Annotated in this window: 29 protein-coding genes and 2 pseudogenes; 19 read left to right on the top strand and 12 right to left on the bottom strand. The window is 59.0% G+C overall.

Translation table 11 applies throughout. The features are described 5' to 3' along the window. Window positions 1-95: 95 nt before the first annotated feature. Window positions 96-575: a MarR family winged helix-turn-helix transcriptional regulator gene (locus DBV08_RS00300; RefSeq protein ID WP_124566183.1), complete on the top strand. Its 480-nt coding sequence runs from the start codon at window positions 96-98 to the stop codon at window positions 573-575. A gap of 926 nt (window positions 576-1,501) precedes the next feature. On the opposite strand, the gene DBV08_RS00290 is transcribed toward DBV08_RS00300, so the two are convergent. Beyond that, entirely contained in the window at window positions 1,502-1,834 is a 333-nt protein-coding gene (locus DBV08_RS00290; protein ID WP_124566182.1) for a hypothetical protein, read from the bottom strand. Window positions 1,835-2,608: 774 nt separating this feature from the next. On the opposite strand from DBV08_RS00290, the gene DBV08_RS00285 reads away from it, so the two are divergent. From DBV08_RS00285 to DBV08_RS00275, 3 genes are all read left to right on the top strand, one after another. Then, entirely contained in the window at window positions 2,609-3,190 is a 582-nt protein-coding gene (locus DBV08_RS00285; RefSeq protein ID WP_124566181.1) for a DUF6461 domain-containing protein, read from the top strand. A 32-nt stretch (window positions 3,191-3,222) separates the two neighbouring features. After that, window positions 3,223-3,723 carry a hypothetical protein gene (locus tag DBV08_RS00280; RefSeq protein WP_124566180.1) on the top strand — a complete coding sequence of 167 codons (501 nt, stop codon included), beginning with the start codon at window positions 3,223-3,225 and terminating at the stop codon, window positions 3,721-3,723. 106 nt (window positions 3,724-3,829) lie between these two features. Beyond that, window positions 3,830-4,723, top strand: coding sequence for a hypothetical protein (locus tag DBV08_RS00275; RefSeq protein ID WP_260395207.1), 894 nt, complete (start codon window positions 3,830-3,832; stop codon window positions 4,721-4,723). Window positions 4,724-4,848: 125 nt separating this feature from the next. Here the strand turns inward: DBV08_RS00275 and DBV08_RS00270 are convergent, their stop codons facing one another. Next, window positions 4,849-5,553, bottom strand: coding sequence for a hypothetical protein (locus DBV08_RS00270; RefSeq protein WP_124566179.1), 705 nt, complete (start codon window positions 5,551-5,553; stop codon window positions 4,849-4,851). Window positions 5,554-5,694: 141 nt separating this feature from the next. Here DBV08_RS00270 and DBV08_RS00265 point away from each other — a divergent pair, with 141 nt between their 5' ends. From DBV08_RS00265 to DBV08_RS00235, 8 genes and pseudogenes are all read left to right on the top strand, one after another. Then, a complete protein-coding gene (locus tag DBV08_RS00265; RefSeq protein WP_124566178.1) occupies window positions 5,695-6,303 on the top strand; it encodes a hypothetical protein in 609 nt (202 codons plus the stop codon). Between the two features lie 46 nt (window positions 6,304-6,349). Then, window positions 6,350-6,709, top strand: a pseudogene (locus DBV08_RS32685) (CorA family divalent cation transporter); the annotation flags it as partial. A 113-nt stretch (window positions 6,710-6,822) separates the two neighbouring features. Continuing rightward, window positions 6,823-7,086, top strand: coding sequence for a CorA family divalent cation transporter (locus DBV08_RS32680; protein WP_260395206.1), 264 nt, complete (start codon window positions 6,823-6,825; stop codon window positions 7,084-7,086). Window positions 7,087-7,302: 216 nt separating this feature from the next. Then, the gene (locus DBV08_RS00250; protein ID WP_221621583.1) at window positions 7,303-7,902 is read left to right on the top strand and encodes a hypothetical protein; all 600 of its coding nucleotides are present in this window, start codon (window positions 7,303-7,305) and stop codon (window positions 7,900-7,902) included. A gap of 95 nt (window positions 7,903-7,997) precedes the next feature. After that, window positions 7,998-8,165, top strand: a complete 168-nt coding sequence (locus DBV08_RS32170; RefSeq protein WP_185564374.1) for a hypothetical protein — start codon at window positions 7,998-8,000, stop codon at window positions 8,163-8,165. 142 nt (window positions 8,166-8,307) lie between these two features. After that, on the top strand, window positions 8,308-8,925 hold the full coding sequence (locus tag DBV08_RS00245) for a DUF1109 domain-containing protein (protein ID WP_124566174.1): 618 nt from the start codon (window positions 8,308-8,310) through the stop codon (window positions 8,923-8,925). A 177-nt stretch (window positions 8,926-9,102) separates the two neighbouring features. Beyond that, window positions 9,103-9,466, top strand: a pseudogene (locus tag DBV08_RS00240) (hypothetical protein); the annotation flags it as partial. After that, entirely contained in the window at window positions 9,463-9,801 is a 339-nt protein-coding gene (locus tag DBV08_RS00235; protein ID WP_124566173.1) for a hypothetical protein, read from the top strand. The pseudogene DBV08_RS00240 and the gene DBV08_RS00235, both read left to right, overlap by 4 nt. Before the next feature lie 78 nt (window positions 9,802-9,879). Here DBV08_RS00235 and DBV08_RS00230 read toward each other — a convergent pair whose 3' ends face one another. Continuing rightward, window positions 9,880-10,254 carry a hypothetical protein gene (locus DBV08_RS00230; protein WP_124566172.1) on the bottom strand — a complete coding sequence of 125 codons (375 nt, stop codon included), beginning with the start codon at window positions 10,252-10,254 and terminating at the stop codon, window positions 9,880-9,882. 627 nt (window positions 10,255-10,881) lie between these two features. Between DBV08_RS00230 and DBV08_RS00225 the strand changes: the two genes are divergently transcribed. The 3 genes from DBV08_RS00225 (at window position 10,882) to DBV08_RS00215 (ending at window position 12,822) form a co-directional block, all read left to right on the top strand. Further along, window positions 10,882-11,055, top strand: a complete 174-nt coding sequence (locus DBV08_RS00225; protein WP_124566171.1) for a transposase — start codon at window positions 10,882-10,884, stop codon at window positions 11,053-11,055. Then, window positions 11,033-11,998, top strand: coding sequence for a barstar family protein (locus DBV08_RS00220; RefSeq protein ID WP_124566170.1), 966 nt, complete (start codon window positions 11,033-11,035; stop codon window positions 11,996-11,998). Before DBV08_RS00225 ends, DBV08_RS00220 begins: the two co-directional genes overlap by 23 nt. A 209-nt stretch (window positions 11,999-12,207) precedes the next feature. Beyond that, a complete protein-coding gene (locus DBV08_RS00215) occupies window positions 12,208-12,822 on the top strand; it encodes a hypothetical protein (RefSeq protein ID WP_124566169.1) in 615 nt (204 codons plus the stop codon). 848 nt (window positions 12,823-13,670) lie between these two features. Here the strand turns inward: DBV08_RS00215 and DBV08_RS00210 are convergent. After that, window positions 13,671-13,859, bottom strand: coding sequence for a PLD nuclease N-terminal domain-containing protein (locus DBV08_RS00210; protein ID WP_260395209.1), 189 nt, complete (start codon window positions 13,857-13,859; stop codon window positions 13,671-13,673). Between the two features lie 315 nt (window positions 13,860-14,174). On the opposite strand from DBV08_RS00210, the gene DBV08_RS32165 reads away from it, so the two are divergent. Beyond that, complete coding sequence (locus DBV08_RS32165) at window positions 14,175-14,339, top strand: hypothetical protein (protein WP_185564370.1); 165 nt, start codon at window positions 14,175-14,177, stop codon at window positions 14,337-14,339. A gap of 2,584 nt (window positions 14,340-16,923) precedes the next feature. On the opposite strand, the gene DBV08_RS00200 is transcribed toward DBV08_RS32165, so the two are convergent. From DBV08_RS00200 to DBV08_RS00180, 4 genes are all read right to left on the bottom strand, one after another. After that, complete coding sequence (locus tag DBV08_RS00200) at window positions 16,924-17,253, bottom strand: hypothetical protein (protein ID WP_124566166.1); 330 nt, start codon at window positions 17,251-17,253, stop codon at window positions 16,924-16,926. Beyond that, entirely contained in the window at window positions 17,250-17,810 is a 561-nt protein-coding gene (locus tag DBV08_RS00195) for a hypothetical protein (RefSeq protein WP_124566165.1), read from the bottom strand. Before DBV08_RS00195 ends, DBV08_RS00200 begins: the two co-directional genes overlap by 4 nt. 29 nt (window positions 17,811-17,839) lie before the next feature. Next, window positions 17,840-18,265: a hypothetical protein gene (locus DBV08_RS00190; RefSeq protein ID WP_124566164.1), complete on the bottom strand. Its 426-nt coding sequence runs from the start codon at window positions 18,263-18,265 to the stop codon at window positions 17,840-17,842. 301 nt (window positions 18,266-18,566) lie between these two features. Further along, complete coding sequence (locus DBV08_RS00180; RefSeq protein ID WP_124566162.1) at window positions 18,567-18,878, bottom strand: hypothetical protein; 312 nt, start codon at window positions 18,876-18,878, stop codon at window positions 18,567-18,569. Between the two features lie 611 nt (window positions 18,879-19,489). Between DBV08_RS00180 and DBV08_RS00175 the strand changes: the two genes are divergently transcribed. Beyond that, window positions 19,490-19,954 (top strand): helix-turn-helix domain-containing protein, encoded by a 465-nt coding sequence (locus DBV08_RS00175; protein ID WP_124566199.1) that lies wholly within the window; start codon window positions 19,490-19,492, stop codon window positions 19,952-19,954. 251 nt (window positions 19,955-20,205) lie between these two features. Continuing rightward, window positions 20,206-20,562: a helix-turn-helix domain-containing protein gene (locus tag DBV08_RS00170; RefSeq protein ID WP_054187082.1), complete on the top strand. Its 357-nt coding sequence runs from the start codon at window positions 20,206-20,208 to the stop codon at window positions 20,560-20,562. A 3-nt stretch (window positions 20,563-20,565) separates the two neighbouring features. Here DBV08_RS00170 and DBV08_RS00165 read toward each other — a convergent pair whose 3' ends face one another. The 3 genes from DBV08_RS00165 to DBV08_RS00155 are packed head-to-tail and all read right to left on the bottom strand — an operon-like array spanning window position 20,566 to window position 22,723. Continuing rightward, window positions 20,566-21,168: a phosphatase PAP2 family protein gene (locus DBV08_RS00165; RefSeq protein ID WP_124566161.1), complete on the bottom strand. Its 603-nt coding sequence runs from the start codon at window positions 21,166-21,168 to the stop codon at window positions 20,566-20,568. Further along, on the bottom strand, window positions 21,165-22,244 hold the full coding sequence (locus DBV08_RS00160) for a hypothetical protein (RefSeq protein ID WP_124566160.1): 1,080 nt from the start codon (window positions 22,242-22,244) through the stop codon (window positions 21,165-21,167). Before DBV08_RS00160 ends, DBV08_RS00165 begins: the two co-directional genes overlap by 4 nt. Continuing rightward, window positions 22,241-22,723, bottom strand: a complete 483-nt coding sequence (locus tag DBV08_RS00155; protein WP_054187079.1) for a hypothetical protein — start codon at window positions 22,721-22,723, stop codon at window positions 22,241-22,243. Before DBV08_RS00155 ends, DBV08_RS00160 begins: the two co-directional genes overlap by 4 nt. A 145-nt stretch (window positions 22,724-22,868) precedes the next feature. On the opposite strand from DBV08_RS00155, the gene DBV08_RS00150 reads away from it, so the two are divergent. Further along, a complete protein-coding gene (locus DBV08_RS00150) occupies window positions 22,869-23,900 on the top strand; it encodes a DUF3068 domain-containing protein (RefSeq protein ID WP_124566159.1) in 1,032 nt (343 codons plus the stop codon). Between the two features lie 37 nt (window positions 23,901-23,937). On the opposite strand, the gene DBV08_RS00145 is transcribed toward DBV08_RS00150, so the two are convergent. Beyond that, window positions 23,938-24,525 carry a hypothetical protein gene (locus DBV08_RS00145; RefSeq protein WP_124566158.1) on the bottom strand — a complete coding sequence of 196 codons (588 nt, stop codon included), beginning with the start codon at window positions 24,523-24,525 and terminating at the stop codon, window positions 23,938-23,940. Between the last annotated feature and the right edge of the window lie 64 nt (window positions 24,526-24,589).

Below are 24,589 nucleotides of genomic sequence, written 5' to 3'. Positions count from 1 at the left end.
CTTGAAGTTATATTCGCGCGCATATAAATGACGGTGCTAGAGTACATCGCAGGGCATATATTGCAAATAGTTTGGATCCGAAAGGACGTTGACCCGTGAGCGAGACCATCGATTCCGAGGCGCCCGCGGAGGGCGTTACCGCGGCGTTGACTGCTTGGTTGTCGATATCGCAGCCTGTCGAGGCAGCTACACATCAACTGGAAACCACATTGAGTGAGCGCCATGCCATTTGCCTCTCGGCATACGAGATCCTGACGTACCTGGCTGATCGTCGAGGCTGGACGCCGCTCGCGGACATCAGCAAGGGGGTCATGCGCTCACAACCGCGAATTTCACGCCTCGTATCGGAAATGCAGACGCGAGGGATGGTCGTGCGGTCGAAGCTTCACGGCGACGGACGCGCCTACCAAATCAACTTGACCCGCAAGGGCCGTCGGGTGCTCAACGCGTCATCGGTGACAGTGATGCAGTGTTTTGACCAGATTGCGAGCGGTAACGACGAACTCGGACTGCTATTTTCCGCTCGGCGCCGGGAATCTGCCCATCACGGCAGCGAAAGCGTAATCGGGAGTTAGCAGTTGATTTGGGACGGGCTTCCAACTTTGTGCGACGGTCCGGTTCGCCAGGGCTGAGCCCTCGACCCGCGCACAGCCGGTGCAGCGCATGAAGAACGAAGCGGCGCATCCGCTACTGAACGAAGACATCACGCGGCGAACTCTGCTGGCCACTGCTCAAGGCGCGGAGAGTTACTGGTTGGTAACGAAAAGCCGCTCCATCCCAATGCATACCGTTCATGCGGTTTATCGTTGAAGGTGCGCGGCCGCACGGATGCCCGACCGCGCACCGAAAGAGGGTCATCTGAGTTGTGTGCTCAACGCAGATGACGTCCTAACTGCCCCGGCTCGACGTGCAGGGCCGGGGTCTTGGTTGCGTCGCTGTCAAAGGATCGACATGACTGACAATTCATATCGAGTCATCCGAGAAGGGCTGGATCTGTTGCAGCTCAGCAGAATGCCAGCCGAAATATTTACCAAGAACGGTATTTTGTCATTTTGTCGACGGAAGTCGCTGCACGGCAATGAAATATGACCGCAGCAAGTGGGGGAAGGCCTCGTCCGAGGCGGTCCAAACACCACACGGCGGGGGTGTCGTCGGGTCGAAGGTGTTCGATGACTGCGGCCAGCTGTGGGCAATCGTCTTTGGAGCCGGTTGCGACGTCTGTCCAGATCTTGTAACAACTCGCGGGCCGTCTGAGCGTCCGGCTGCAGAGTCGGGTCCTGATGGGCGGTCGAGACACTGGGTGTACCCAAAAGTGTGCTCACAAGGGCACAGTGTCGCAGAACTCGACGACACGAAATATTTAGAGACAGTTGGTTTTCGGACGGGTTTCGAGACGCTCGACAATTCGATAACGAAAGGTCGGCCAAACCTGTGACTCTCGGGATTGTTTGGCATGTTCTTCCCTGATGTTTTTTGGCACGGTGGTAGCCGTTAGGCACTCTCACCTTGGGATCCTCGGTCGAGTAGGAGGCGGGAGGTATCTCGGTCTTGTCCCTGTGTTGATATCCGCCATCCCGGCATCCTCAGAGCCTCCGAACAACTCCTCGACGCGGCGACTGTTCAGAAAACCACTGATCAACTGCCACAGTTCATCCGCGAACGCCGGGGCGTCTGGACCGACCAAGCGAAGCAAGAACACGAACGCATCATCATCATCATCGTCGAGCGCGGCTACGATGCCGTGCTCGGCGATCGCCCCCGCATCATCGGGGTACACCCCACCTAGGAACTCCAGCCCATGCAGATAATCGTCGAGGTACCTGTTCGGGCGCATCCCCTCATCCTTCCATCACGATCACTCCTGCAGGATCGGCAAGCAGTCGGACCCACCCCTAGGCGACGCAACTTGTAGGTCCTCTCTCGTTCGATCGTTTCTCGGACGTGCTGCAGTCGGTGAAGTCCGTCTTTTAGGCGTGGTGAGGGCTGCCGTCGCCAGCCTCTCGCTTTCCGATGTCCGTGTGCAGGCAGAATTGGATCCAGCAGACCGGTACGAGCGCTGGATAGGTCACAGCCAGTAACGGCGTACATCAGTTTCAGAGAAGCAATACACCTTGGCAGCGAAAGGGAAGAAACATGCCATCCCGTGTCAGGCTTGCGATTGTCGCCGGCTGCGTTGTCGCACCTCTTGTCGCAGTTGGGGTCGTTGCCTTGAACCAAAGATCGAGTGAGCAGAGCCTCTCGCCCGGCGAGGTCATCGTGATCGGAGCCGTAGGTCCAGATGCTCAAGACGATCCCCATGAACCGCCTCCCACTCCGAATCCTTATGCAATCGACTATCCGCTTCCCGCCGCAACGCTCGAACTAGACTTACGCGAAGTCGAGAGTTCGGTGTAGGCACACGCGGTCGCAGACTTAGTGCCGGCTCCCGTCGACAGGGCGCCGTGCCTTCAATCGCGCGTTCCGGCGAAACCTGGGATCAAGTTTTCCTGCAACGTCTACACGATGAATGAAGACAAACGGACATATTTCGTAACCGTCGACGATGCACCCGGCAACTACACCATTGCGCCCGCCTAAAACGTCAATTGCGGGATGAGATGCTTGCCAGATGAACAGTGATCAGTTTTTACAGGATGAGTTCGCCTGGGTCGAGGAGGACGATCGCTTCGATCTCGGACTTTGCTTCACACTTGTTCATTCCACCGATGTCGAAGCCGTGCTGGACGTATTCGATTCGGCCAATCCTCGGAAGCTACGCAAACCAACCGAGATGGGTACCCAAGAATGGTTGGACTCGCTTACAGGCGAGGACACTCTGGCGATACGCCATGCAGCCTCGGTCGGCGAGTGGACGTGGATACTCGAGGAACTGTCGATCGCCGCCATACTGCCCCCGCTGCCAGAACGGCTGTCCGCCGCTTTCGGCACCAGCATCACGGTCCAGTGGGATGTCAACATGCTGTCCGCATTCGTTTTCGCACGCGAAGGTGTGGTCGAGCGTCGGTTCGAACTCGGCCGAATTGCGGACCCCTCCGATCGGACAAGTCTTGACAGCTATCTCGACGAGGAACTGGGACTTGACTGGGAACAATGGATGTCTGCCGGCGTGTGCCTACAGGCCCGAATTGCAGGGGTGACGTCACTGTCCGAGAGGCCGATCGAGCCCATGATCACCGAAACCTGTACATAACCCCCACCGCACCAGGCGGAAGGAGCTCGAGAGTGATCATCGAACGACACCAGTCAGTCATCGACACCGATTATCACCAGTTCATGATCGAAGCAGGCCCATTGCGGGAACTGATCCACGGCCAAGATCCCGATTTTCCGCTCGCGATGTTCGCCGGCGACCTTTTACGCGTAAACGTGGGCGTCAAAAGCGGGCCGGTGAACGTCGCCGTCGAGGTACACCAAACGCCCCCCTTCTACGACGACAGCGCATGGGAAGACTCCGTCGAAGGCGACCTGATTCAGGGCACCGCCCACCGTGTCAACATCGTTTCGTTCTGGGACAACATGAACGCAGACGGGAAAGCAGCCGATATTCTCGGGTTAACACCACCAGGGGAACGTCGGTATCGCGTGCGGATCTACGCCCGCGGGAAAAATATCCGATTCGATGCGCATCACGATGGCGATCCTGTCGAGGACTACCTGATCCAAATGTGGCCCACAGCAGAGGCCGAATCTCCCCGCCAGATCAAACACACGTCCGGAAGATAACCTCGCTCTTTCACCACGACTGCCGCGAGCAGATCGCATCTGCGCATCCGGAAGCTGTAAAGTTGAACTCTTCGCCTCTGGACGGAGTCATCAGGAGCGTACGCACATGCGTGAGCCCGAACCAGTGCCCCTCGGCGCCGACGGCATCGACATCCAGGCAATTCTGCGAGGAAGCAGAATCCCCCAGCCCGGGTATCGGACGGAATTCGGCGGCAACCCGGTCCGGATCACCGTCAACCGTCGCTGCGTCGACGATGACGGAACATTCATTCCTGACACCGGGAACAGAATGCTCAGCTTCGCCGTCACGGATTCTGTTCTGCAACCCTCGACCGCTATCGACGTTGTTCGGCATGCCGCACCGGTGAACCTGGGGCCTGTCTACATCTACGTACCGGATCTCGAGAAGACATGGTCGAGATACCGTGTTGCCGCGTTCTTCTCCGGTTCTGGATCTATGACCGAAGCCCCACCGGATTTCGATTGGCGCAAGTACTCCAACATGTTTCGGGACTTCACTGTGTACCGTGCGGATAAGATTCTTGGCCCTCTGACACCGGTGTATCACTCCCTGAACCGCGATTTCTATCAGCCGTATATGGACCGGCGAGGAAGATACTGGACTCTTCGTGTCACCGCGCCACCCGAAAGTTCCGGTCTCGGCGAGGCATTCGCTGCCACCCTCGGTGCCTTGTCTCGCAGGTCCGCGATCAGAAGCGACATTCGGCCCCTCGCCCTCGAATGGCTCCGCGGCGGATTCGTCAGGTTCACCTTTCAGCGGATCCTCAAAAAGCGATGCTTCCAACTGGAGTTCGAGATCCCCAGCCTCAATCAGATGACGTTCGGCCGCTTCCTTCCACCCGGCTGTAGTCCGATTATTCGCGAACCCGCCCAGTTTGCTGCGGGGTTCGTCTATCGGCTCTACGAAGCATCAGCCGCTTCGTATTCGCTGTTCGGGACGGAAGTTGTATGCGATGAGAGAGGCAACCTTCGGCGTTGACAGGTGTCGAGATCGCTCGGCCCAAGGCTAGGAAGCGAATCACGCCTGAGCTCGCTTCTCGGGTTTGGGTGTGCGTTTTGACCGTCGACAAACCGGACGATTTGCATCTGGTGAGACACGCTCGCTTACTCGGGTGCCGTCGACTTCCATACCTGCAACAAATAGCTTTCCGGAATCGACGAATTCCCATCGTTTTGATTCGCTACCCTGCCTCGAGTAGACACCCGCATGGTGTACGTACCGGCACCTTCGGTGGTGATGGGCTGTTCGAAACCCCTCGCATACGAGAACGAATTCAGGTCATACACGTACATCTGACCGTCTGCAGTCGAGAATTCGAGATCGAATGATTCTTCCCAACCCTCATCGTCTGGTGGTGGCGATTGCACCGAATTGACGGTGACCTCCACGCGGGGCTCGTACTGTTTTCCGGTGTGGATGATGACGACGCCGTCACCTGCGGATGCACCCCTGCGCGTGTCGTCGGCCGAGAATATCGAGTGTGGGAGTTGCGGCATGCCCGTAGGGCCTTCCGGCCAAGTCGCGATCGGGCCGGCGATCATCAGTTGACCATCAGGGGTTTCAACAGACCCCGACTGGCTGTGGCGGTTATCGGACGACTCGATTTTTTCCTCACCAGGTGAACAAGCCATCAACGCTCCGGCCAACATCAGGATCGTCCAGGCCGTACCCAGTGGGCTTCTCATGCTCTCGAGCTTGCCATGTCGGAGCTCACGCGAAATCAAATATCCGTTCGTTTGGACGAGCATCAACTCGAACTCGCTCAGATCCTTTCTGCCGGTTTCGGTGTGCGTTTTGACCATGGTCAAAACGCACACCCAAAGCCGCAGGAGCGCTCTGAGCGCGATTCAGTTGCCAGGCCCGCGTGAGCAACCAGAATCCACTCTGTGGGGTGCGTGTCGTCGTGCTTGTAGGTGAACGATTGACGCGTTGCAGCCGGGAATGAGGGAATGAGCCTGAGGGTGTGTACGGACGTATTGGCTGCCGATTGGTTGGTCGGGCAGGATCTGCCGTGGTACCAACTCACTGCGCGCGATCCAGTCGGGTTCCCGGCATACGCGAGACTGCGCTTCATATCGGACCCGACATACGAGGGTCAAAAAGAAGTCGACGCTGCCAGTCCGGCCGCCCCTCTCACTCCGGAGGATGACGGCTATCTCACCGAATCTGACCAATTCAAAATCGTCGCAGACATCTTGGCCCCCTACGCCAGCACACCTGAGAACTGCTTCTTCTGCTTGTGGGACGGTTGGGGCTGGGACGTCATCGGTGACGACCTTCCGATGGTGAAGATCCCCAACCGTGACTGCTGGTTGTTCTGTGGTGCACTTGCGGATCTGGGTGACTGGGGAAGCGCCGTCAAGATGGAATCGTATGAGAGGGTGCAGAATCCGGCGTTCATGTGGCCGGCAGATCGCGTTTGGTGCGTCACGGGCGATGTCGATCCGCACTTCGCAGTGATCGCGGGACCCGCCGAAGCGATCGACCTCCTCACTGCGGATCCTCGGATCGACGTTGTAGTCGATGATCCGGATATTTCCCCACCCCGCTACTGCTGAACGCCGGTGAGTGGCAGGCAGGGAAGACGAGGTGACGGTGTTGGTGATGCGCACGGCCCACTATCTCTCGCCGACGTCGATCGGCACCGCCGGCGACATCGTCGAGACGAATGAGATCCTCGCTGCTGTCGGGTCGGATTTCATCGTCACTGTCCGGCACGGTGCTCACACCGCGTTGGCCGGCGTGCGCGCCGAACTCGAAGGATCACCGGAACACATCCGAATGGGGCCGTGGGCTGTCCTGCACGCGGTCATCGATCGGATCGTCGATGGTTACCTGGGCGTCGTCGGTTCGGTTGAAGTCGATATCGACGCATTGGAGGTGGAGTTGCTCAGCCCCGATCGTTACACGCCGGTCGAGCAGATCTATCTCGTCAAACGTGAGGTGCTTGAATTGCGGCGTTCGGTCAACCCGCTCGCGGCGGCGCGGTCCACGCTCGCTGCCGCCACTTCGTTGCCGGAGCCGATTCCGAAGGACGTACACAGGCATCGCGTGATGTCGCCGAACACCACGCAGCTGTGGCGGAACGGATCGTCGAATTCGACGATGTCATCAGCTCTCTCGTTGCTGCGACTCTTGCTCGGGTCAATCTGCAGCAGGACACGGATTTGCGCAAGATCACCGCGTGGGCGTCGGTGGCGGCGTTCGTGACTGCGTTTGCCGGGATCTATGGCATGAATTTTCAGTTCATGCCGGAACTGGGGTGGCGGTACGGGTACCTATTGTGGTGGATCATCGCGGTGTCGTTGTTCACCTTGTTCCGCCGCAAACGCTGGCTGTAGAGGCCATCGTCTGAAGGTCTTGGCCGGGTGCGGCCGGAACTCCTGGAACCGAACGGGCGTGAACGACCGAACCACCCTGCCTTCGCGGCCACGCTGTTGCCGGGCGGATCAGGTCGAAACCATTGTTAGGCAGATCGATTCCGTTACTCTCAACCGTCGGTGAATGGTGGGGTGGGCAAAGGATCGATGATCGGGGATCGAAGAAGGAGGAGGCAGGTGTTCGATAGCGCCGGCAGGGATACTCGACGAGTGCGTCCGCCTGCGCTGGGTGTCGCGCTCGTTGCAGTGCCTTTTCTCGCGCTTCTTGCGGGCGTGCGTTACGACTGGTGGCGATATCCCACAGCCGCAGTCATTTTCCTCGAACCCGCCACCGTGTGTTTCGCGCTTCTGGGCTTGGCCGTGGTCGGGGTGTTCTGGGTTGTCCGGTCCTATGGTTTCTGGAAACGTGAGCAGCGCCTGTCGTGGCGGATGGGACTTGCCCCTCTGTTCGTGGTGGCGACCACTCTCGTGTTCTTCGCGGTCCAAACGCCAACGGATCGCGCTTTCGATCGAGCCAATGCAGAGATGGCGATGATTGCGGACTCGATGCTGCGGGACGGTACCGAGCATCTGGGTTCCACCGAGATCGGCGGTTACGAGTTCTCCACTGTTTTCATCCGGGATGGCAGCTGTGTGTATTTCGTCGATGGCAGGCGGAGCACCCCTACTGAGGTCGTGGGGTGGTTGTACACAGCGAACTGCACTCCGAATCTGGATCGGTTCCGCCGGCTCAAACCCGTTGTGGAGAACTGGTTCTCCTTCGAGCAGGGCACCTAGAGGGCTTGTCTAGACCTATGAGATCTCGACGCAGCTGGGTCTTGTATTGCGTTGCGCAGCGTATGAAGTGTGCTCGTTTACCAATGTGAGGGGAAATGCGAAATCTTCAGATCTCGGTGTTGGCTTTGTTCGTGCTCATTGTGATTGTGGCTGCTTCGGCGTGGTCGAAAGTCGAGTATGTCCGCACACCTTTGTTGATTGCTTCGGCTGTGACACTGATGGTGGTGGTCCTGTTGGAGATCAACATCCGCCGCTTCAAATGAGGGCGCGGAGAACATTGGGGGAACAACTTGAAAAACAACGAGGGGATCGACCGCCGGCGCGATGGATGCCCGCAGCGATCTGGGTCGGTCCGAGGGTGGCATCGCTGAGGTCCGCCCTTCTACATAGCGATACGGTGGGGTGATGCGAAAGCTGAGGTCGTTGGGTGAATGGGTAGCAGCTGATCCGCCCGCATCGTCGAAGCCTCCGGGCCCGATTCTTCTTGCGTTCACTGTTGTTCCGGTTCTTGTGTTGCTGTGTGTGCATTACGGGTGGTGGCCTTCCCCGTTCGGGGATTTCCGATGGTTGGATCCTCTGCTCGTTTCTGCTGCGGCGTTGTTTATTCTGGCGGTGGTGGGGTTGGTGTGGGCGATTCGTACGCTGTACGTCTTGGGCCAGGATCGGTGCTGGTCGTGGTGGATATTGCCTGCACCGATCGTTGTCGTCGGCGCGGTCGCTGTGGTGATGTTGGTGCCTCAGGTGTCTTTCCTCGACAAGAGTGGAGAATTCGAGACCGTCGCGCTCGACCTCCTCGAGAATCTGGGAAGGGTTGCCGAACAGTTGGAGATCGGCCCGTTCGATATCCGTCGCGCCCGTGTCGCACCTCCTGATGAGGTCTATTTCATCGACAACGACAGCATGTTCGCCACCTCGCGGGGGTGGGTGTATTCGCCTGCCGGTACGCCATCGGGGTTCGGTGCTTTCTCTGCCACGCATCTCAGCGGCCCCTGGTACGAGTTCACAGCGATCTGGCGCGACTAGCTGAACTGTACGTTCGCCATGAAAGGACTTGAGAAATAGCGCCGCTCCCGTTTTGGGCCGGTGGCTGTTGTTTCTACTGCGCGACACCTGTTGCAATCTGCTAGGTTCGCGGTGAAAGCCCTTGAGCTGCAACGACCGTGTTCCCAAATATCTGAGACGGCGCTGTACCCAAGAGAAGTGGCAGCAATTCTGCTGGAGGGTTTCGAAGCCGTTGTACTGGGACTCGCCGGTGGCGCTGTGACGCCCTCACGGGGACGAGCGGTCGCTGCACGTGCGAGGAGTAAGGGATCACTGCTCATCGTCGCTGAGGGGCAATGGGACGGTCCGGATCTGCGGATCTCGTCCCGCCTCTCCGGGTATTCAGGATTATCAGCAGGGAGAGGGCGAGTGACAGGCATTCAGCTCGACGTCGCGGTCGCCGGCAAAGGATTCCAACAACGCACAGGCAGTCTGGAGATCCGCGACGACACCGCACAACTCCGCTGGGGCCACCGACGACAACACCCTCACATCGACACCGCCGTTGAGGGCAGCGCAGTGATCAACACCGACCACTGGACCGAACGCTTGCCCGACAACCGGGTGATCAGGATATTCGACGAGCCGAGGGCAGTGAAAGTCGATATCGGACGGGCGCTCCCGCTCGGGCGCGGAGGAGCATCACGCGCAGATCACGTGAGCATGCGGGTGAAAACGTCCGCGCTCTATATGTCCGGGTATCTCGATGCAACCCAACAGTTTTGGGTCAAAATGCACGACGGACAATGGCTGGCCGGAGTAACCGTGCGAGTCACCGATGCCGGCGGTACCAACCTCGTCGAAATCGACATGCTCGTGACCGCCGACGCCGTCACCGAAGTGCCGGCCACTATTTGAGCCGGGCAATTACGGACACGCGAAAAGGGCCGGTGAGCAATGCGTTCACCGGCCCTACGCGTACGAACTCGACCTATGTCACCAGTCCTGGAGGATGTAGATGTTGTTGTTCCAGATCGCAGGATCTGTGAGCGAGAAGGAGATCTCACCTCGGTGGGACGCTGCTTCCTCGACCAACTGATCGATGCTGGCGTAGACGTACTGGCCGTCGCCCTTGTAGATCGAGCCTTCGCCGAGGGCGATGCTCCAGTAGTCGTTCGGAACAACCTCGAGGAAATTCGCGGCATTGGTGTCGGCAATGAATTGAGTTTCGTTCGGATCGAATCGAATGCCGACATACCCGTTGCCGGAGTACGGCGTAGCGGCGGAGGCTGCACCCGCCCCGAGGAGGGCGACAGCACCGGCTGCGACCGGGACCAACAGTGCAGCTACGGCCATACGTGAACGGGACATGGAAACCTCCTGTGACGCGAAGGCTGCATCGGCCGCAACCCACTTGATGTAACTGACGGTATCGCAAAAATGTGATAACCGAACATTTGCGACAACATGACGTCGGTCACGTTAGCGGTAGCGGAAAAGGCTCGCAATCTGGTCATTCATACTTTATGACTAGGCGAAACAAGGCTTATCGTCCTTCGGTGCGGACGTGGAAACGGACCGCTTGCCGCTTTCGGCTCCCGATGAGTAAATGCCTGGCACTCAACCCGGTCGGTCGGATCACCGACTGCTTCCGCCTGCCCGGCGGCCCGGCCACCTGCGGTTTCCTCCGAAGAGAACTCCGCTTCGCTCCGTCCGGAAAAGCGTTCTATTTGTTCCCTTACCGTTTTTGCTGGGCGGTGATGGCCGAATATTTGTAGGTTCGGAGCTGCCTGGGGACGCCGGGTATGGCTCTTTTGTTTCTGCTGTGCGCATGGCTGTAGGAGAATGGCCGCCCGGTGTTCTCGACGACTCGACCGCTCATTGAGAGACGCGAACCATATCGCTGTGTAAGGGCACGACGGAGAGGTCGTCCACCAGGCTTTTCAGTCGACTCGACAACCAACCGAAGGGGTGCATGTGAAGCAACTCTAGGCAGGAATCGACGCAGGTAAAGCCCACCACCATTGCGTGGTGATCGACAGCGACGGAACGCAATTGTTCTCCCGCCGTGTCGCGAACGACGAAGCGGATCTGACGACGCTCGTCGACAACGTCCCCGATCGCGATCCGATACGCATACGCTCGGTGGATGGCGCGCAGGGTGGTGTTTGATCCGACTGAGCGGGAACTGTTCGCTGAGCAGCGGCAGGGGTTCGACTGGACGCTTCTGCAGTCGGGGTTCGTGTTCCGGTACGCCACTCGGTTCCAGTTCGACAGTGCGTGCACACGACTCACGGACCTCGGCTATCTGGTGCATGAGTTCGAGGCTCAGGAATGGGCCTCGGTTGAGGACATGCACGCCGCGTTCGCAGCATCGATGTCGTTCCCGGACTACTACGGAAAGAACCTTGATGCGTTCAACGATGTCCTCAGTGATGTCGCGACTTTCAGCTACGGCAGCGACCCTGCGACGGTGGGAACTGTCCTTGCGATCGCGGACTTCGGCGTGCTGCTGCACATCGACCATTGCACCGGCCGGAGCATCCTGGAGATCTTCGCAAGGCAAGCGCGTCTGGCGGCTCTCTACGGCCATCCGATGCTGTGCTTGGTGGAGACAATTGCGGCTGATCTCGGGACGGTCGGGGATGTCGACGTCTGCGAGGGCACGGTGTGGGATACACCTCCGGATCCGCCGGTCCCTTTCGAGGAAGCTGACGTCCTCGAATTCGGGTTTCGGATCTACGCCACGTCCAATGAGGCTGCTGGGTATGTGTCCGCGCTCGACAAGGTGGTCGCACCCGTTCTCGGCGAGATCGGGCGGTGGCAGATTCTCGATCCCGCACTCGTACCGGAGAACTCAGTCCGTTTCCACCGAGAACATCCCAGTGCACGGCGACAGCCCGGCCAGCAATTCTGGGACGTATTCATCGGTGTCCGCGGAGTGGGGGATGCCATGGCGCTCGGCGAAGAGATCTTTCGCGTCGTCGAGCGGGCGGGCATGCTCTTCGAGCAGATGTCACAGACCTTGTACAACATCGGCTATCAGGAAGCCGCGTTTGAGAAGTACCAGGAGTTGGCCGACTTCCCGAACGGTAACCGGCAAGTGGATTCGTGACTGGTCCCCGATCCGTTAACGGATAGTGACCGGAGTGAGGATTCTGACGCGTTCGTGAGAAAGAAGCATGACGCGATGTTACGAACCTGCAATCAGGGAGCCCGCACGCATCAGCGAAGCTTCGGCGGCGATGTACCGGTCATCGTTCCTGAGTCGAGCTACCGTACCCGGCAATATGATCGACCAGTGCTCAACCATGTGATGGAGTCATGACCCAGCGTCTTCTCACGGTGCCGATTGTGATCAAGTCCGACGTGCTGCCCTACACCGCGCCTTTCCATCTGGGTGGCCAGATTGGTGTCCACCTGTCATGGACGCCCACGCTGGGACGCTGGTGGTGCGATCTTTCGGAGGGATGGCACTTAACCATGCCGTTTCGGTTGCACTCGGAAATCGCGGCCGAGACCCGCGATACATACGTCACGCAGGGTGGGAGACCTGTTGCCGTTGACGTGGTGGCGGAGTTGGCGGGAGTCCGGGTCGCGACGGCGGTTGATCTGCCGCTTCCAGTCGCGCATCGTATCGAGCTGTCAGGAGCGCTCAATGTACTGGAATCTGCTGATCGGGTCGACGGCAGACCGAGCCGGGCTCGCGTGCTCCCGACCGTTGGCAGGGTGGACCGCATCCGGATGATTTCCGTCGCGATCGGTATTCCTGCCGAAGCTCCCGACGGGTGGATCGCGAGCCAGTATCTTTTGGGAACTGCGCGCGAGTATGAACTCTGCCGGAGTCCAGTGGGCGTGTACACGTATCCAACGGCTGAAGGTGACGAGGGCGATTACCGCGAAGAGCTCCTCGTTGTCGATCTGACGTGCGGGAGATGAATTGGCCGTCTGAGATCTCCCGTATTGGGATCACCGGTTTCCGGCTTCCTGCTCGGAGTCTCACAGATTGCCGTCTCGGAACGAACGATTGATTGATGGACTAACGACTTCGAGCGGAGTTCCCCCCCGGGTTTGAGGGACCAATGGTCGTCAGCACTGATCAGGGTAATCGCCCGCACTCGCGTTTGCGCTGACTCTGCCGGTACAGGCGAACCTTCCCATCGTCAACTCGCCAAGCTAGCGTCGAGGCGGTCGGGGCGACCGAAGGGATGATGATCTGAATGGATTTCCCTGGATCTATTGGCTTCAACCGGCGCCACTGTTCACGGCGTGGACTCGTCAATGGATCGTCGATAACTAGACGTGCTGGGCTGGCGGATATTGCCGATAGTCGCAGAACCCAACTGGAAGGTGAAGGACGTGGACTTCCCCCTGATCTGATGGCTTATGCCCTATGGGCTCGTTCCGGACAACATCCGCGTGTGGATACGAGACAACGCCCCATGCTGGCTGGGTGGGTACTGCTACTAGCAGGCGGTGATGGCGATGAACCATTCTGATCGAATGGATCCCGTATCCCACAAGAGATTTGACCTGTCGCCTTTCCCTTCGTAACTGCTCGCAGCACCACCGGGCGATTCGCTGAACCGAGAGACGGAGCGGGCATATGGATCACGCCGAAGGCACCAATGTGGATGTGGCTGAGCACCTACCCCCGAAATAGCCGACACGGCGGCACCCAGCACAGTTGATCCACACTTCTCTGAGGTGGGAAGACTCATCAGGGCCCTGATGTCGACCCAGCACACGGTCGGAGACGGCTCTTGATGTTCCCTAGGGTGCGCGGACTACGAGCGCGAGTCGGCCTGGGCGCGTCGACGCAGTGAAGGTGCTCCGAATAGAAACCAACCTGCCGCTCCGACGACGGGGATCACGATGACAAGAGCCGACCACCAGAATTTTGATGCGGCGCGGTCATGTGGCGTTCGAAAGATGGAAACCAACGCAGCGATGGCCAAGAGAAGGTAGCCCAGCATCATCATTGTCCACGTAATATCAGCACCTATTGGGACAGTTAGGTTTTCAGAGGTGCCAGGGCCCTCATTCATGTGCTTGCTCCTGATGGTTCACTCTCCATGTATCGAGCATATCGCCGGGAAGAGTTCTACTTGAAGGCGAGCAACTTTTGGCTGATGACGGGACTGCGGTTTCTATGTCCCATGAGTAGTCCGTTTTGTCGATGGTCAAAATGCACACTTAAACCCGCAGGAACGATCTGAGCAGGTTCGAGTTGGTGCTCGTCCAACGGATATTTGATTTCGTGTGTGCTCCGACATGGCAAGCTCCAGGGCATGAGAATCTCGCTGGGTGCAGCCTGGACGGCCCTGATGCTGGCCGGAGCACTGATGGCCTGTTCACCTGGTGAAGACGAAATCGAGTCGTCCGATAACCGCCACAGCCAGTCGGGTTCGGTGGAAACCCCTGATGGTCAACTGATGATCGCCGGCCGACACTGAGCCGTACCACAACAGAATTGGGAGATGCCGTTGGTGTCATTGAATCCGCTGCGCTGTATGTCGGTTGATTGTGAAAGCTCCAGAACTGTGAGATTCAGTGTTTGGCCGCACGTTGTGGTGTGCTTGTGTCAACGTGCAAACTATTCGGTTTGACGTGTGGGAGTTAGTCGCGGGAATTATTGGGGGATAAGTGCTTTCAGGGATTGCGTTTTTCGTAATCGTTGCTCGAGTGGCATATTTCGTGGTAACCAGGAAGGTTCATGGCAAGTGGTGGACCAGCGGGCTCTTCGAAGCGGCTTTGTGGATGTCCGTGTATGTAACCGTCGGATCGGGTGGCGGGTTCGAGCGCCCGGAATTGTACGGTTTGGGGTTCTTGTTCATGGCTTTGCTGTCCGCGCTCGTGTCCGTCTGTCATGGATGGAAAACAGCGTTTGCTGTTCTCATTGTCGTCGTGCAACTAGTTTTCACCCAAGTTGGAATCTCGGTCGCGACCCGTACCGGTGATGGTGCGGGGTCGTGTCCGTGGCCGAGTCGGTACGACGAATTTTACAAGAGTTGCGAATTTCACTGATGCCACGATCGATTCACGAATTGGTTCTCAAGATATTTCTCCGTGCTGCTGTTCGACTTAGCTTCGGAGGTCAGGTTTGTCAGCAGAGTGGGACGTGAAGTTGGCGGATCTGCGACGGTTGGTCGGAGGCGCCGAGCGCGTCCGGGTGGGTACGTCGGGGCGAGTAGCGGAGCTACCGCCACCTCGCGCCTTCGCGGTTGGGATCTTTCGGCCAAGATCATTCGTGAAATATGCTGCAGTGGAGATGCATTCGGATGTTCGGATCGTTGATGGGGACCCAGCGGTATCTCATTCGATTGGAAGGCGTTTACGTGGCTTCGATGGTGGCGCGGCGTCATGACGGCAGCAGATTGGCCGTAGGGGTAGAAGCGCTCCGGAATGTCCGGAGTATTTCTATTCGGGTTGCTTCCGAGGCGGCGCGTTCCCCGCGTGCGCGTAATTCCGAGTGGCGGGCGAGCTGGTCAGCGCGTCGAGTGCGATTGTGTTCGTCGTTCCGCTCGGTGGGGGTGGGTGCGGCCCAGTCGATGTGGGTTAGCCGCCAGCGTAGGAATGCGGACGGTCGTGGGATGTGGTTGGGCCACGTCCAGCCTCGTTGTTGGGTGTCTGTGGTGAGTTGGTGTGCGATGTCCCGTCCAGTCCATCGGGTGGTGTCGATTCCGGTGTGTTGGAGGGCGTCGCAGATTGTTCCGATGTGGCCGGCTGGTTTCAGTGCTGGTGCCTGGGCGATGAGTTCGGCGGCTGCGCGTTGGAGGTGGAGAGGTCGGGGTGTGGTTGTTGGTTGGTGTGGTGTCTTGCCCGCGTGTGCTTGTGCGCGCGTTGGTGAGATCTTGAAAGCAAGAGCTTTAAGTGCAAATCCCCCGGAGGGGGATAGGGGGTCACGCGTGCCGGGCTGTGGATGGTTCCGTGTGGTGGTTCTGGATCGGTATGCGTTGGTGCGCAGTGTGGCTCGGGAGGTTTTTCTGGGTTTCGTGGAGGGAGGGGTGACGGTTGTGGCTACCGGGCGGGGTGTGGTGAGTGCCCAGGTGGAGGCTGCGCGGAATTGGCGGTGTCCGTGGTGTGATTCTGCGGCCATGGCTTCGAGGCGGTTGAGGTAGCGACCGCGGACGAGTTCTACTGCGACTCCGAGGGCTGTGAGGACTCGGCGGGCGCGTTTGACGGTGGAGGTGCTCACTCCTGCACGGTGGGCGATGGTCTCGCGTGAGGCGGTCACTGATCGTCCGGTTGCGCTTTCGGCGAGGGAGGCGTGGATGACGGCGACGGCGAAGACGGCTTCGGTGCTGATGGTGTGGTTTGTGCAGAGTTTCGTGCCGGTGGGGGAGTTGAGGAGTGTGCGGACTTGGTGTTGCCAGTGTGTGCGGCTGGTCCAGGTGGGGGTACGGCTGTAGGTGCCGTGGGGGGTGGGGAGGGACCATGAGTTTCCGCGTTGGTTGCTGGTTCGGTTGAGTGTTTCGATGCGGGTGACGTTTTCGGTGGCTTGTTGTACGGCGTGGGCCCATTCGTCGTCGGAGACGGGGGCGTGGCGCGTTGATAGTGAGCGGTCGAGGATTGTGTTGTGTGGAAGTGTTGAAGCTGGTTCAGGGTGTGCGTTACCCTGAGATGTACCTGTCACAGGTAGATCCCTTCATGTGGGTGAAGAAGTTGTGCAGTACAGAAGGCGGAGCGGTTACTTCGGCTTCATCAGTGACAGCGAGCCGGGCCTGGCTTGCTGTTGATTTGGCTCAGTGTGTGGCGAACCCCCGTAAGGGGGTTTCGTCGTTTCTGGACTGTGTCTATGGAGTTGTGCGTCAATGTCTTTCGGATGTCACGCTTGGTGGTGGCGGGGCTCCCTTTTCGGCGGTGTTCGGGTCAGGCCGGGTGTTTATTGAGATCAGTTGCCGCTGGCGGTCTGCGACGGACGCCGGCCTCCGATGTGTGGATCTGTCGCGTGTCGCGTGTCAGGAACGTGTGGGTGAAGCGAAAACACTGCTCCCACGACACCTGCACACCCCAACGCGACAGCGAGAACGAGCGCAATCACGAATGATTCGCGCGAACGGGGATGTGCAGATCCAGAAGCCCCCGCAGTGCAACGGCGACTTCGTGAATCTGATCGACCGACGCAGTTTCCGGATCGGAGGCAACGAGGTCAGCGACGTCGAGGAGGTTGTCGCGCAATCCGACCGACAACTCGCGCGGTCCGGCGAGTGCGTCGAGGGTGTCCCGGACGATCGTTTCGGCGAGTTGGCGTACCTCGGCCATCTCGGCGTCGGTGGGGAAGGTGATGCCTACTTCTTTCAGGAGCGCTGTGGAGGCGGTGCTGATCATGGATTCGATCAGCGGCGATCGATGCGGTGTTGTTGTCATGATGCTGCCCCCAACTGCATGGAAATAGATGATGCGGTGGTGTGTGTGGGATGAATCCAGTGTTCGACGGCCGCAGTGATACTTGCGCGGGCGGTCGCAGGGTCCTGTGCGGTGATGATGGCGGTGAATGCTGAGGTGACTGCTTCGATCCCGGAGGGTTCGAGTCCGTTGCAGTGGTCGAGTCCGTCGGTGATCAGCTCCAGGGCAGTGTTGAGGACTTCCAAGTGACCGTCCTCGTGCGGGGAATGCGCTGCGATGAGTTCGGTGGTGGGGAGTTGTTCTGCGGCCCACAGTTCTCGCATGTTGAGGGGGTGGATGGGGTGGGCGGTGAGTTGGCATAGCCGGGCGACGGGGGCGCAGACGTGGTCGAGTCCGTCGACGATCGCGGTCATTCCCCAGCGCGGGTGGGTGAGGAGGTGTGCGAGCCATTGCCATCGTTCGGCGGGAAGGCCGGTCGAGGCAGGGGAGGGGAGGGCCCCGGTACTGATCCCGTAGATGATGTCGGGGAGGGGGCGGTGGGGGTTGTTCAGTTCGTCGAGCAAGCGGTGTGTTGTCATGTGGGGCAGTCCAATCGGGTGACGTCGAACTAGGATGGTGACGTGCAGGTGGGAAGGTGTGCGGCATCCGTCGCACCGGTACGGAGAGGTGCGAGGACCGCGGCAGGGGAGGGGTCTACCCTCAACGGGCCGTGGGCTTCGATCAGATCGCGGGCATGAAGAACTGCGCGGGAGTCCACGTCGATCAACCCGTACACATCCGGTGAGTCACCGATGTCCGGGTGATCGTGAATGAAGGTGCGGCGACTACGCAGGCGGCCGGCGACTTCGACGAGGATCCACAACCGGTCGTAGCGGTCCCGTACCGGCAGATAGCCGTGCGTGTCGGTGAGGATTCCGTACACAGACCACGCTGAATCGAATGTCCTCAAGATCAGTGCCGCGGACTCATCCGATGCGGCTGTCTCGAGCGGCCGTGTGAAGACCGGATCGACAGACCCCACAATCGGGGTCACGCAGCGCTCCCACGAGAAGTACCGCGATGCCCGTCGACCCGCCGATAGTACGAACGCCACACCGCATCCGAGGTAATCGGCCGGCCACGATGACTGAACGGCACACCCGCCCAAATCATCGACCGAGGCGGAGTACCTGCCGCCACCATGGACGACAACTCCTTCCGGCAATCCGCCAAACGAGGACACCGGAAACACTCCGCCTGCGCATCCACACCCGCGCGATACGAGCCCTCATCGAGATCCCACGATTGAGGATCGACCGCGCACGCCAACACAGTCGGCGGCGGCACCGCGGCCCTCACGCGGCCACCTCCGAATCCCGGCGACGGCGCGTTGCTGTCGTCAACGACTCGTACAGGCCCAAACGTGCACCGTCGACGATATTGCCGTGACTGTCATACGCGTTGCCCGCCATGATCATTCGCTGCGGACCATCGCCGCGCTCCACGGCCGCGGCCGCATCGATGCGGCACTGCGCCAACAACGGGCACGCCTCACACGAGGAGATCGCGCGACGCCACTCCACCACCGTGCGGCCATCCATCTCCCACGAACGTGACTTCCCCGCGCACAAACCCTTGCCCGGCTCGGCACCGCCAATCGGCACCACTCCCCGAACCTCCAACTCCACACGAACAGCTCGCACAGTCGGGCACACATCGCACTCCGACGAGAAAACGAACCCGCACCGCGCGCACCGACCAACCCGATCAGGATGATGCGAAGCAGCAACCCGAAGAAGATCGTCATTACTGAACTGCGGCCACACGACCGCAGATGATCCGCGGCCCTCACGGTGCGTCAACGCACGCAACGCGGCCGCAGCCTCCGGGCACAACGGAACAAGCTCCGAACAACTGAAACCGCAACCATCGCAACGCCCGCCGATCGACGAATGCCGCGCAACAAGCCGACGAAGGGCAAATGTGGAGAGAGCTGCATACCGATCGTGGAACACGTCATCCGGAGCTGGTGGGTCCATTAAGATAGACATCGCAGAATCCTTTCTGCGTCAGAAGAAAATGCTGGACGGGTTGCATCCCGTTTGGTCTGGTCCCTCGGTCGTTGGCGCGACTGGGGGACTCTTTCGTTTTTGGTCTAGTTGTCTCCCTTGAGTTCGTTGACTACGACCTGACCGCCATCTAAAACCGGTCATCTAAAAATAGCCGGGTGTGCGAATGGTATCGAGGAGGCGGCACAGTGTCTACTAATGACAACGAGATGCGAAGGGTGCTGGCTGTGAGTCGGCGAGTGATGCGGGGGTTTTCCCCGTCAAGTCTTGTGGCTGCGCGCCGCACTGCGGGGCTGTCACGTGCGGAATTGGCGCGGCGGGCAGGAGTGGGTGAAACAACGATCCGGCGCTGGGAGCAGTCGAATTCCTCACCGCAGGTTGATCTTTTGGCGACTGTGGTGGCGGAGTTGGGTGTAGAGATCGCCGATATCGTACGAGTGCCTGAGGCTGACAGGTATCCGGGTGATTGGCGCGTCTTGAAGGGTTTGACCCAACCGCAACTCGGGATGCAGGCTGGCTTGCGGACACCGATTGTCGGAGGCATCGAACGGGGCGAAATTCCTTTGTCAGACGTCGTGGCGGAGAAACTTGCCCCGGTTCTAGGTGTCTCGGTTGACGAGTTGCTTGCTGCGCATATGCGGGTTCGTCATCGGGGGCCTGAGGCGACCGCCTAGGTCCAGGCTTCTCTTTGGTCGCCTTCGCTCTTGTGCTGACTGATGAAGATAGGTCGTTTCGGCTGCGGTGGGTCACCGCCTGTCAGTCCTGACTCTGTAAATCATTGCTGCCCCTCACGGTCGAGGTCAGCCTAAAACTGAAAACTTACTATTGCAAGTTGCATTGGGTAGTGAGACTTGCCAGTATTGGAAATTGAACATTGGACCAGTGCGCCCATCCAGCACGGCGATTGAGGACGGAGGGACGAACGATGAGCACATTCGCAGAACGGCTCCGACATCTCTTCGACACGGTGCACCCCCGAGGTCGTGGTCCGTACACGCAAACCGAGGTTGTGGACATAATCCGCTTCGGCGGCGGCAAGATGACTACCGGTTACATGTCTCAACTGCTGAGTGGTAAGCGTCAGTCACCGGGCGTAGAAACGGTTCGCGATATCTGCAACGTCTTTCATGTTCCGATGGACTACTTCAGTGACGAAGAAACGTATGAGTTGGTCAAGCACACCATTGCCTGGATCCAGGATGTTCGCGACAGTGACCGTGAGCAGGTTGCAGCGCGTGCGTACGACCCGTTTCGGAAGATGATGCAGTCCGACGATGACTAGTGTCTAAGCAATCAACGCATATGTAATCCCCGTTGTGACTGCTCCGGCGATAGCTCCGACGATGACCTGCCCCTTGGTGTGATCTCCCAAATGAACCCGTGACCATCCGATCAACGGGGTCAAGGCGAGAGCAAGCAGCCACCAAGGCGACAGCGCAAGCGCCAAAACTATGGTGACCCCCGCTGAAACTCCAGTGTGCACGCTGACTTTCCAGTGAAGAACACTAGTGATCAATGCAGCCACTACCAGCGCCGCCAAACCGGCAGTCATGAACGCGATCATCTGAATGGGTGCGCTCGCGACAATCTGAATGCTCAACCCAACCAAGGCAACTGCGAGCAATACAACAATGAGCAGGTGTCGTTCGCTGATGCTGGTGACATGGTGGTCGCCGATTTTCGACTTCCGCATCCCGTAGAGGATGACGCACATAGGGACCACACCTGAGCAGATCGCGACGAAGATTCCCCACCCTGGCGCCCCGATGGAGCACCCGAGGATCAATGAGGTCACGATGTTGATGACCCAGGGCGCGCCGACCTCGGTAAGTAACCGTGCGATCCGGTCCTGTCCCGAGGTATTCCCCTGTACTCGTGTTTCTGTCATTGCTCGCGGACCAACTTTCGTTCGATTTCACGGGCGTACGTCTCACCCAGTTCTCGCGCCCAGCGGACATCTGAAGTAGCTGCCCGTGCTCGGAGGTTGTCCGATCCCAGTCCCTCCGGAATCCGATCAGTAATAATCCATTCCGCAACAGCATGTGCCACCTCTGTCCGGCTCAAGGCTGCACCTTGGTTCGGTAGAGCCTGCCTCTTGGCTTCCAAGCTCAGCGCGTCCAACAGTTCCGCTGCGCGATCGGCGGTCCGATCTGCGGCGCCGCTTCCGGGCTCGGATGGCCGTAGGGCACCAGGCCAACGGGCAAGTAGCTCGGAGTGAAGGTCGTCAAAGGCCCGAAGTTGCGCTCGTGAGGTAAGCGCGGTTCCAATCGATGTAACCAGGACTCCCGTTGCGACAAAGAGAACGCCGACAACGGCCAGTAAGCGCGAGATAGCAAAGGGTGTCGGGGTCGGATCGATCAGTCCCCACCGTACCGACCCCAGGTAACCAATTCGGAGTGCGGCGTATGCGCTGAGTGCTGCGGCTCCGGGGGAAATGATGATGAGCCCCCAGCCGGTTGCCGTCCGCCGGTCTGCCTGCCGAATAGCGATGATCGTCACCATCAAGCACAACAGAAGCGGATAGGCCATGCCCAACATCAGGCCCTCTGCGTAACCCGGAAGAAATGCGTATTGGTGGTCGAAAGTCCGGTTGTCGGGGTTCGATGCCGGCCACGGAGTCTTGAAGAAGAAGTAGAACGAGAGCGCTGCGGTGACAACTGACAGTGAAACATGTAGCCAAAGTAGCTTTTTGAGATGCTGGGAGCTGGTAACGGTTGTGAACACAATGGCGGTGCCGACGCAGATACCGCAGACGAGCAGCATTTTGATTGTTCCGGGTACGCCAGCCCCGAGTGTGACTCTGACAGCGCTCTCGACCGTTTTCACGTTGAGCGCCATATGAATCGACATACACAGTAGAACGATGATTGCACCCGCCAGAGTCCATGACCTGGAAAACCACCAACGCTGGATCCGGGTGGCCGCTGCAATGGCGAGTACTGCCGCCGCGAGAGCAGTGATCAACCGAGTGCCTCATCCAGTTGTGAACGAACCGACGGATTCTGCGCGCGCCGTGTGACGTGAAGCCGCCGCAGAAGCAGACTCCCGAATGCTTCAGCCTCGGCTTCTTCCGTCGAGACGGTGTCCACACAATCGCGTCGAAGCATCAGAATTCCAAGATCACGCAACGCGGGTGGAAGGAAGTCGGTGGCCAAATCGATGGCCGGCCTACCGGAGTGGTTCAACGCGATATGTCCCAACTCATGAGCAATCGTTCGGTCGCGCGCATGAACCCACCCTGCACAGGACACTTCATCGCGGTCATGGTGCCGGACCCATTGACCAAATACACCTGGCGGGAGGACAGCGTCGTCCAGCACGGTCAGTGGGCGTCCGCGGTCGCGCGACAATGCTTCGGCCATACCTTCAAGGGTTCGCGCTTCGTCGCCTACGGCAATGCGGAACAGACGCTCGACTGCTCGAGCGACGGTTTTATCTGCCACTTCGGGGCACCTCCTCACCGAGTATCCCCTACGGCCCCAACCGAACACCGTAGTCGTTGTAGTTGGTTTAGCTCAACTGAGCGCTCAAGACTAGCGCAGTCACGGGCTCGCGCAGTCGAGCACAAGACACGCTAGGGTCGTCCGAATGTCGCCTAACTTGCGCCCCTCACGTCGACGCGCTGCCTGCGTAGCTATTGCGGCAGCAGGTTTTCTGCTGACAATGAGTGCGTTGGCGCCCACCTATGCCAAGGGCCAGCTGGTGAAAATTCCGTTGAGCATCGATGCGGCAACAGTGTCGACGGGTACTGCAGTATTGCTGGATGCTGCGGCCTTAGCCAAGGGCAAATTGGTTGTGGACAGCAGTGTTCCGATCACGGTCCAGCAACGCGTCACTGCCGAAGATCCGTCGGGATCCGACGTGGTGACCCTGCAGTCGGCGGTTCAGATGGTGCGGGATGATCGGGCCGGTTCGGCAGCAATTGTGAATGCAAGCATCGATCGTTCCACCGTCGACAGGATCTCGGCGATGCCGGTCGAGGAGCCGACCGGCTCGATCCAGACCGTGATGGACAAACCGTCGGAAATCGTTGCCCATGAAGGACTTCAATTCAAATTTCCGTTCGACACACAGAAACGAACGTATCCGTATTTCGACTCGACACTGCGGGATAGCTATGACGCGAACTTCATCGCGGAGGGTGAAATTGAAGGCGTTGACGTCTACAAATTCCGTCAGGAAATTTCACCTGTGGAGATTGGCACGGAGATCACATTGCCCGCCTCCAACTGGGGGAAACCAGGAACGAGCCCAGTCACCTTGAAACGTTTCTACGGCATCACGCGCGAACTATCCGTCGAGCCCACTTCCGGCGCCATAATCCAAGTGCAGCAACACTATAGGCAATATTTTGCGACATCCGCTTCAGCCCCTGAAACCATCACGATCATCGATGTAGCCCCCAAACTCGATTCCCAGACGCAGCACGAACAGATCGAACGAGCAGTCATGTACAGAGACCAAATCCGGTGGGGTACGGACTACGGACCGGCAATCGGGGGCTCTGTCGGACTACTGCTTCTTCTTGGTGGGATATATCTTGGATGGACATCGACGAGACCCGGGCCACAATCTCTGATAGTCCAAAATGGGAAGTCCGGCGATCTCGTGGCTCGATAGGTGCCGGAACTGATCGCGCCGGACCGCACTTTCGCTGTTATTGAGAGCCGCAACTGACATGCATGGCGAGATTGACCTTTTCGGCTGATTTGATCACCCAGTGAGGGGGTGTTCGCTCGTTGAGTTGGATTTCTACGTCACCTGTTTGGGGCACGTCCCAGGTCACACCCGATAGATACTGCTTGTCGCTGCCGAATTTGTTGTTCCATGCGATGTCGTAGTCGAGTGAGCTTTGCGGAGTGGTGAATTCTTGCGCGGCATAGTTCAGTTGGGGGTTTTCGATGGTGACGGTTTGGGATCCGTGGGTGAGGACTGCATGCCAGCCGTTGGGGGCGGTGATGTCGACGGTGAGGTTGTCGCCTTCGCCTATGCACTGTGCTTGGACCTGGTTGGCGGCTGGGAGGGTGATCTTGTCGTTGGCTTGCTGGTCGCCGACTCCGATTAACAGGTTTCCTCGCCAGGAGGAGGTTTCAGCTGGTGCGACGGTGCCGACGCGACCGTTGCTTGCGCTGGTGGTGGAGCTGCCGTCCTTGTCGTTGGCGGGTGTCGAGTCCGAGCATGCGGTCAGGATCAGGGGTGCGGCAAGGAACCCGGTGACAGCGATGGCGGTGGTGGTGCGCTTCATGGGTGTTCCCCTCCCATGTGGGTTCGCGGGCCTGTTCGGGTCCGATGTCCCTGAAACCCTTTGT

Source organism: Rhodococcus sp. KBW08 (genome assembly GCF_003852455.1).
GTDB classification, from domain to species: Bacteria; Actinomycetota; Actinomycetes; order Mycobacteriales; family Mycobacteriaceae; genus Rhodococcus_F; species Rhodococcus_F baikonurensis.
Note: the sequence above shows the minus strand (reverse complement) of the source record. Positions and strands in the feature narration are given on the sequence as shown.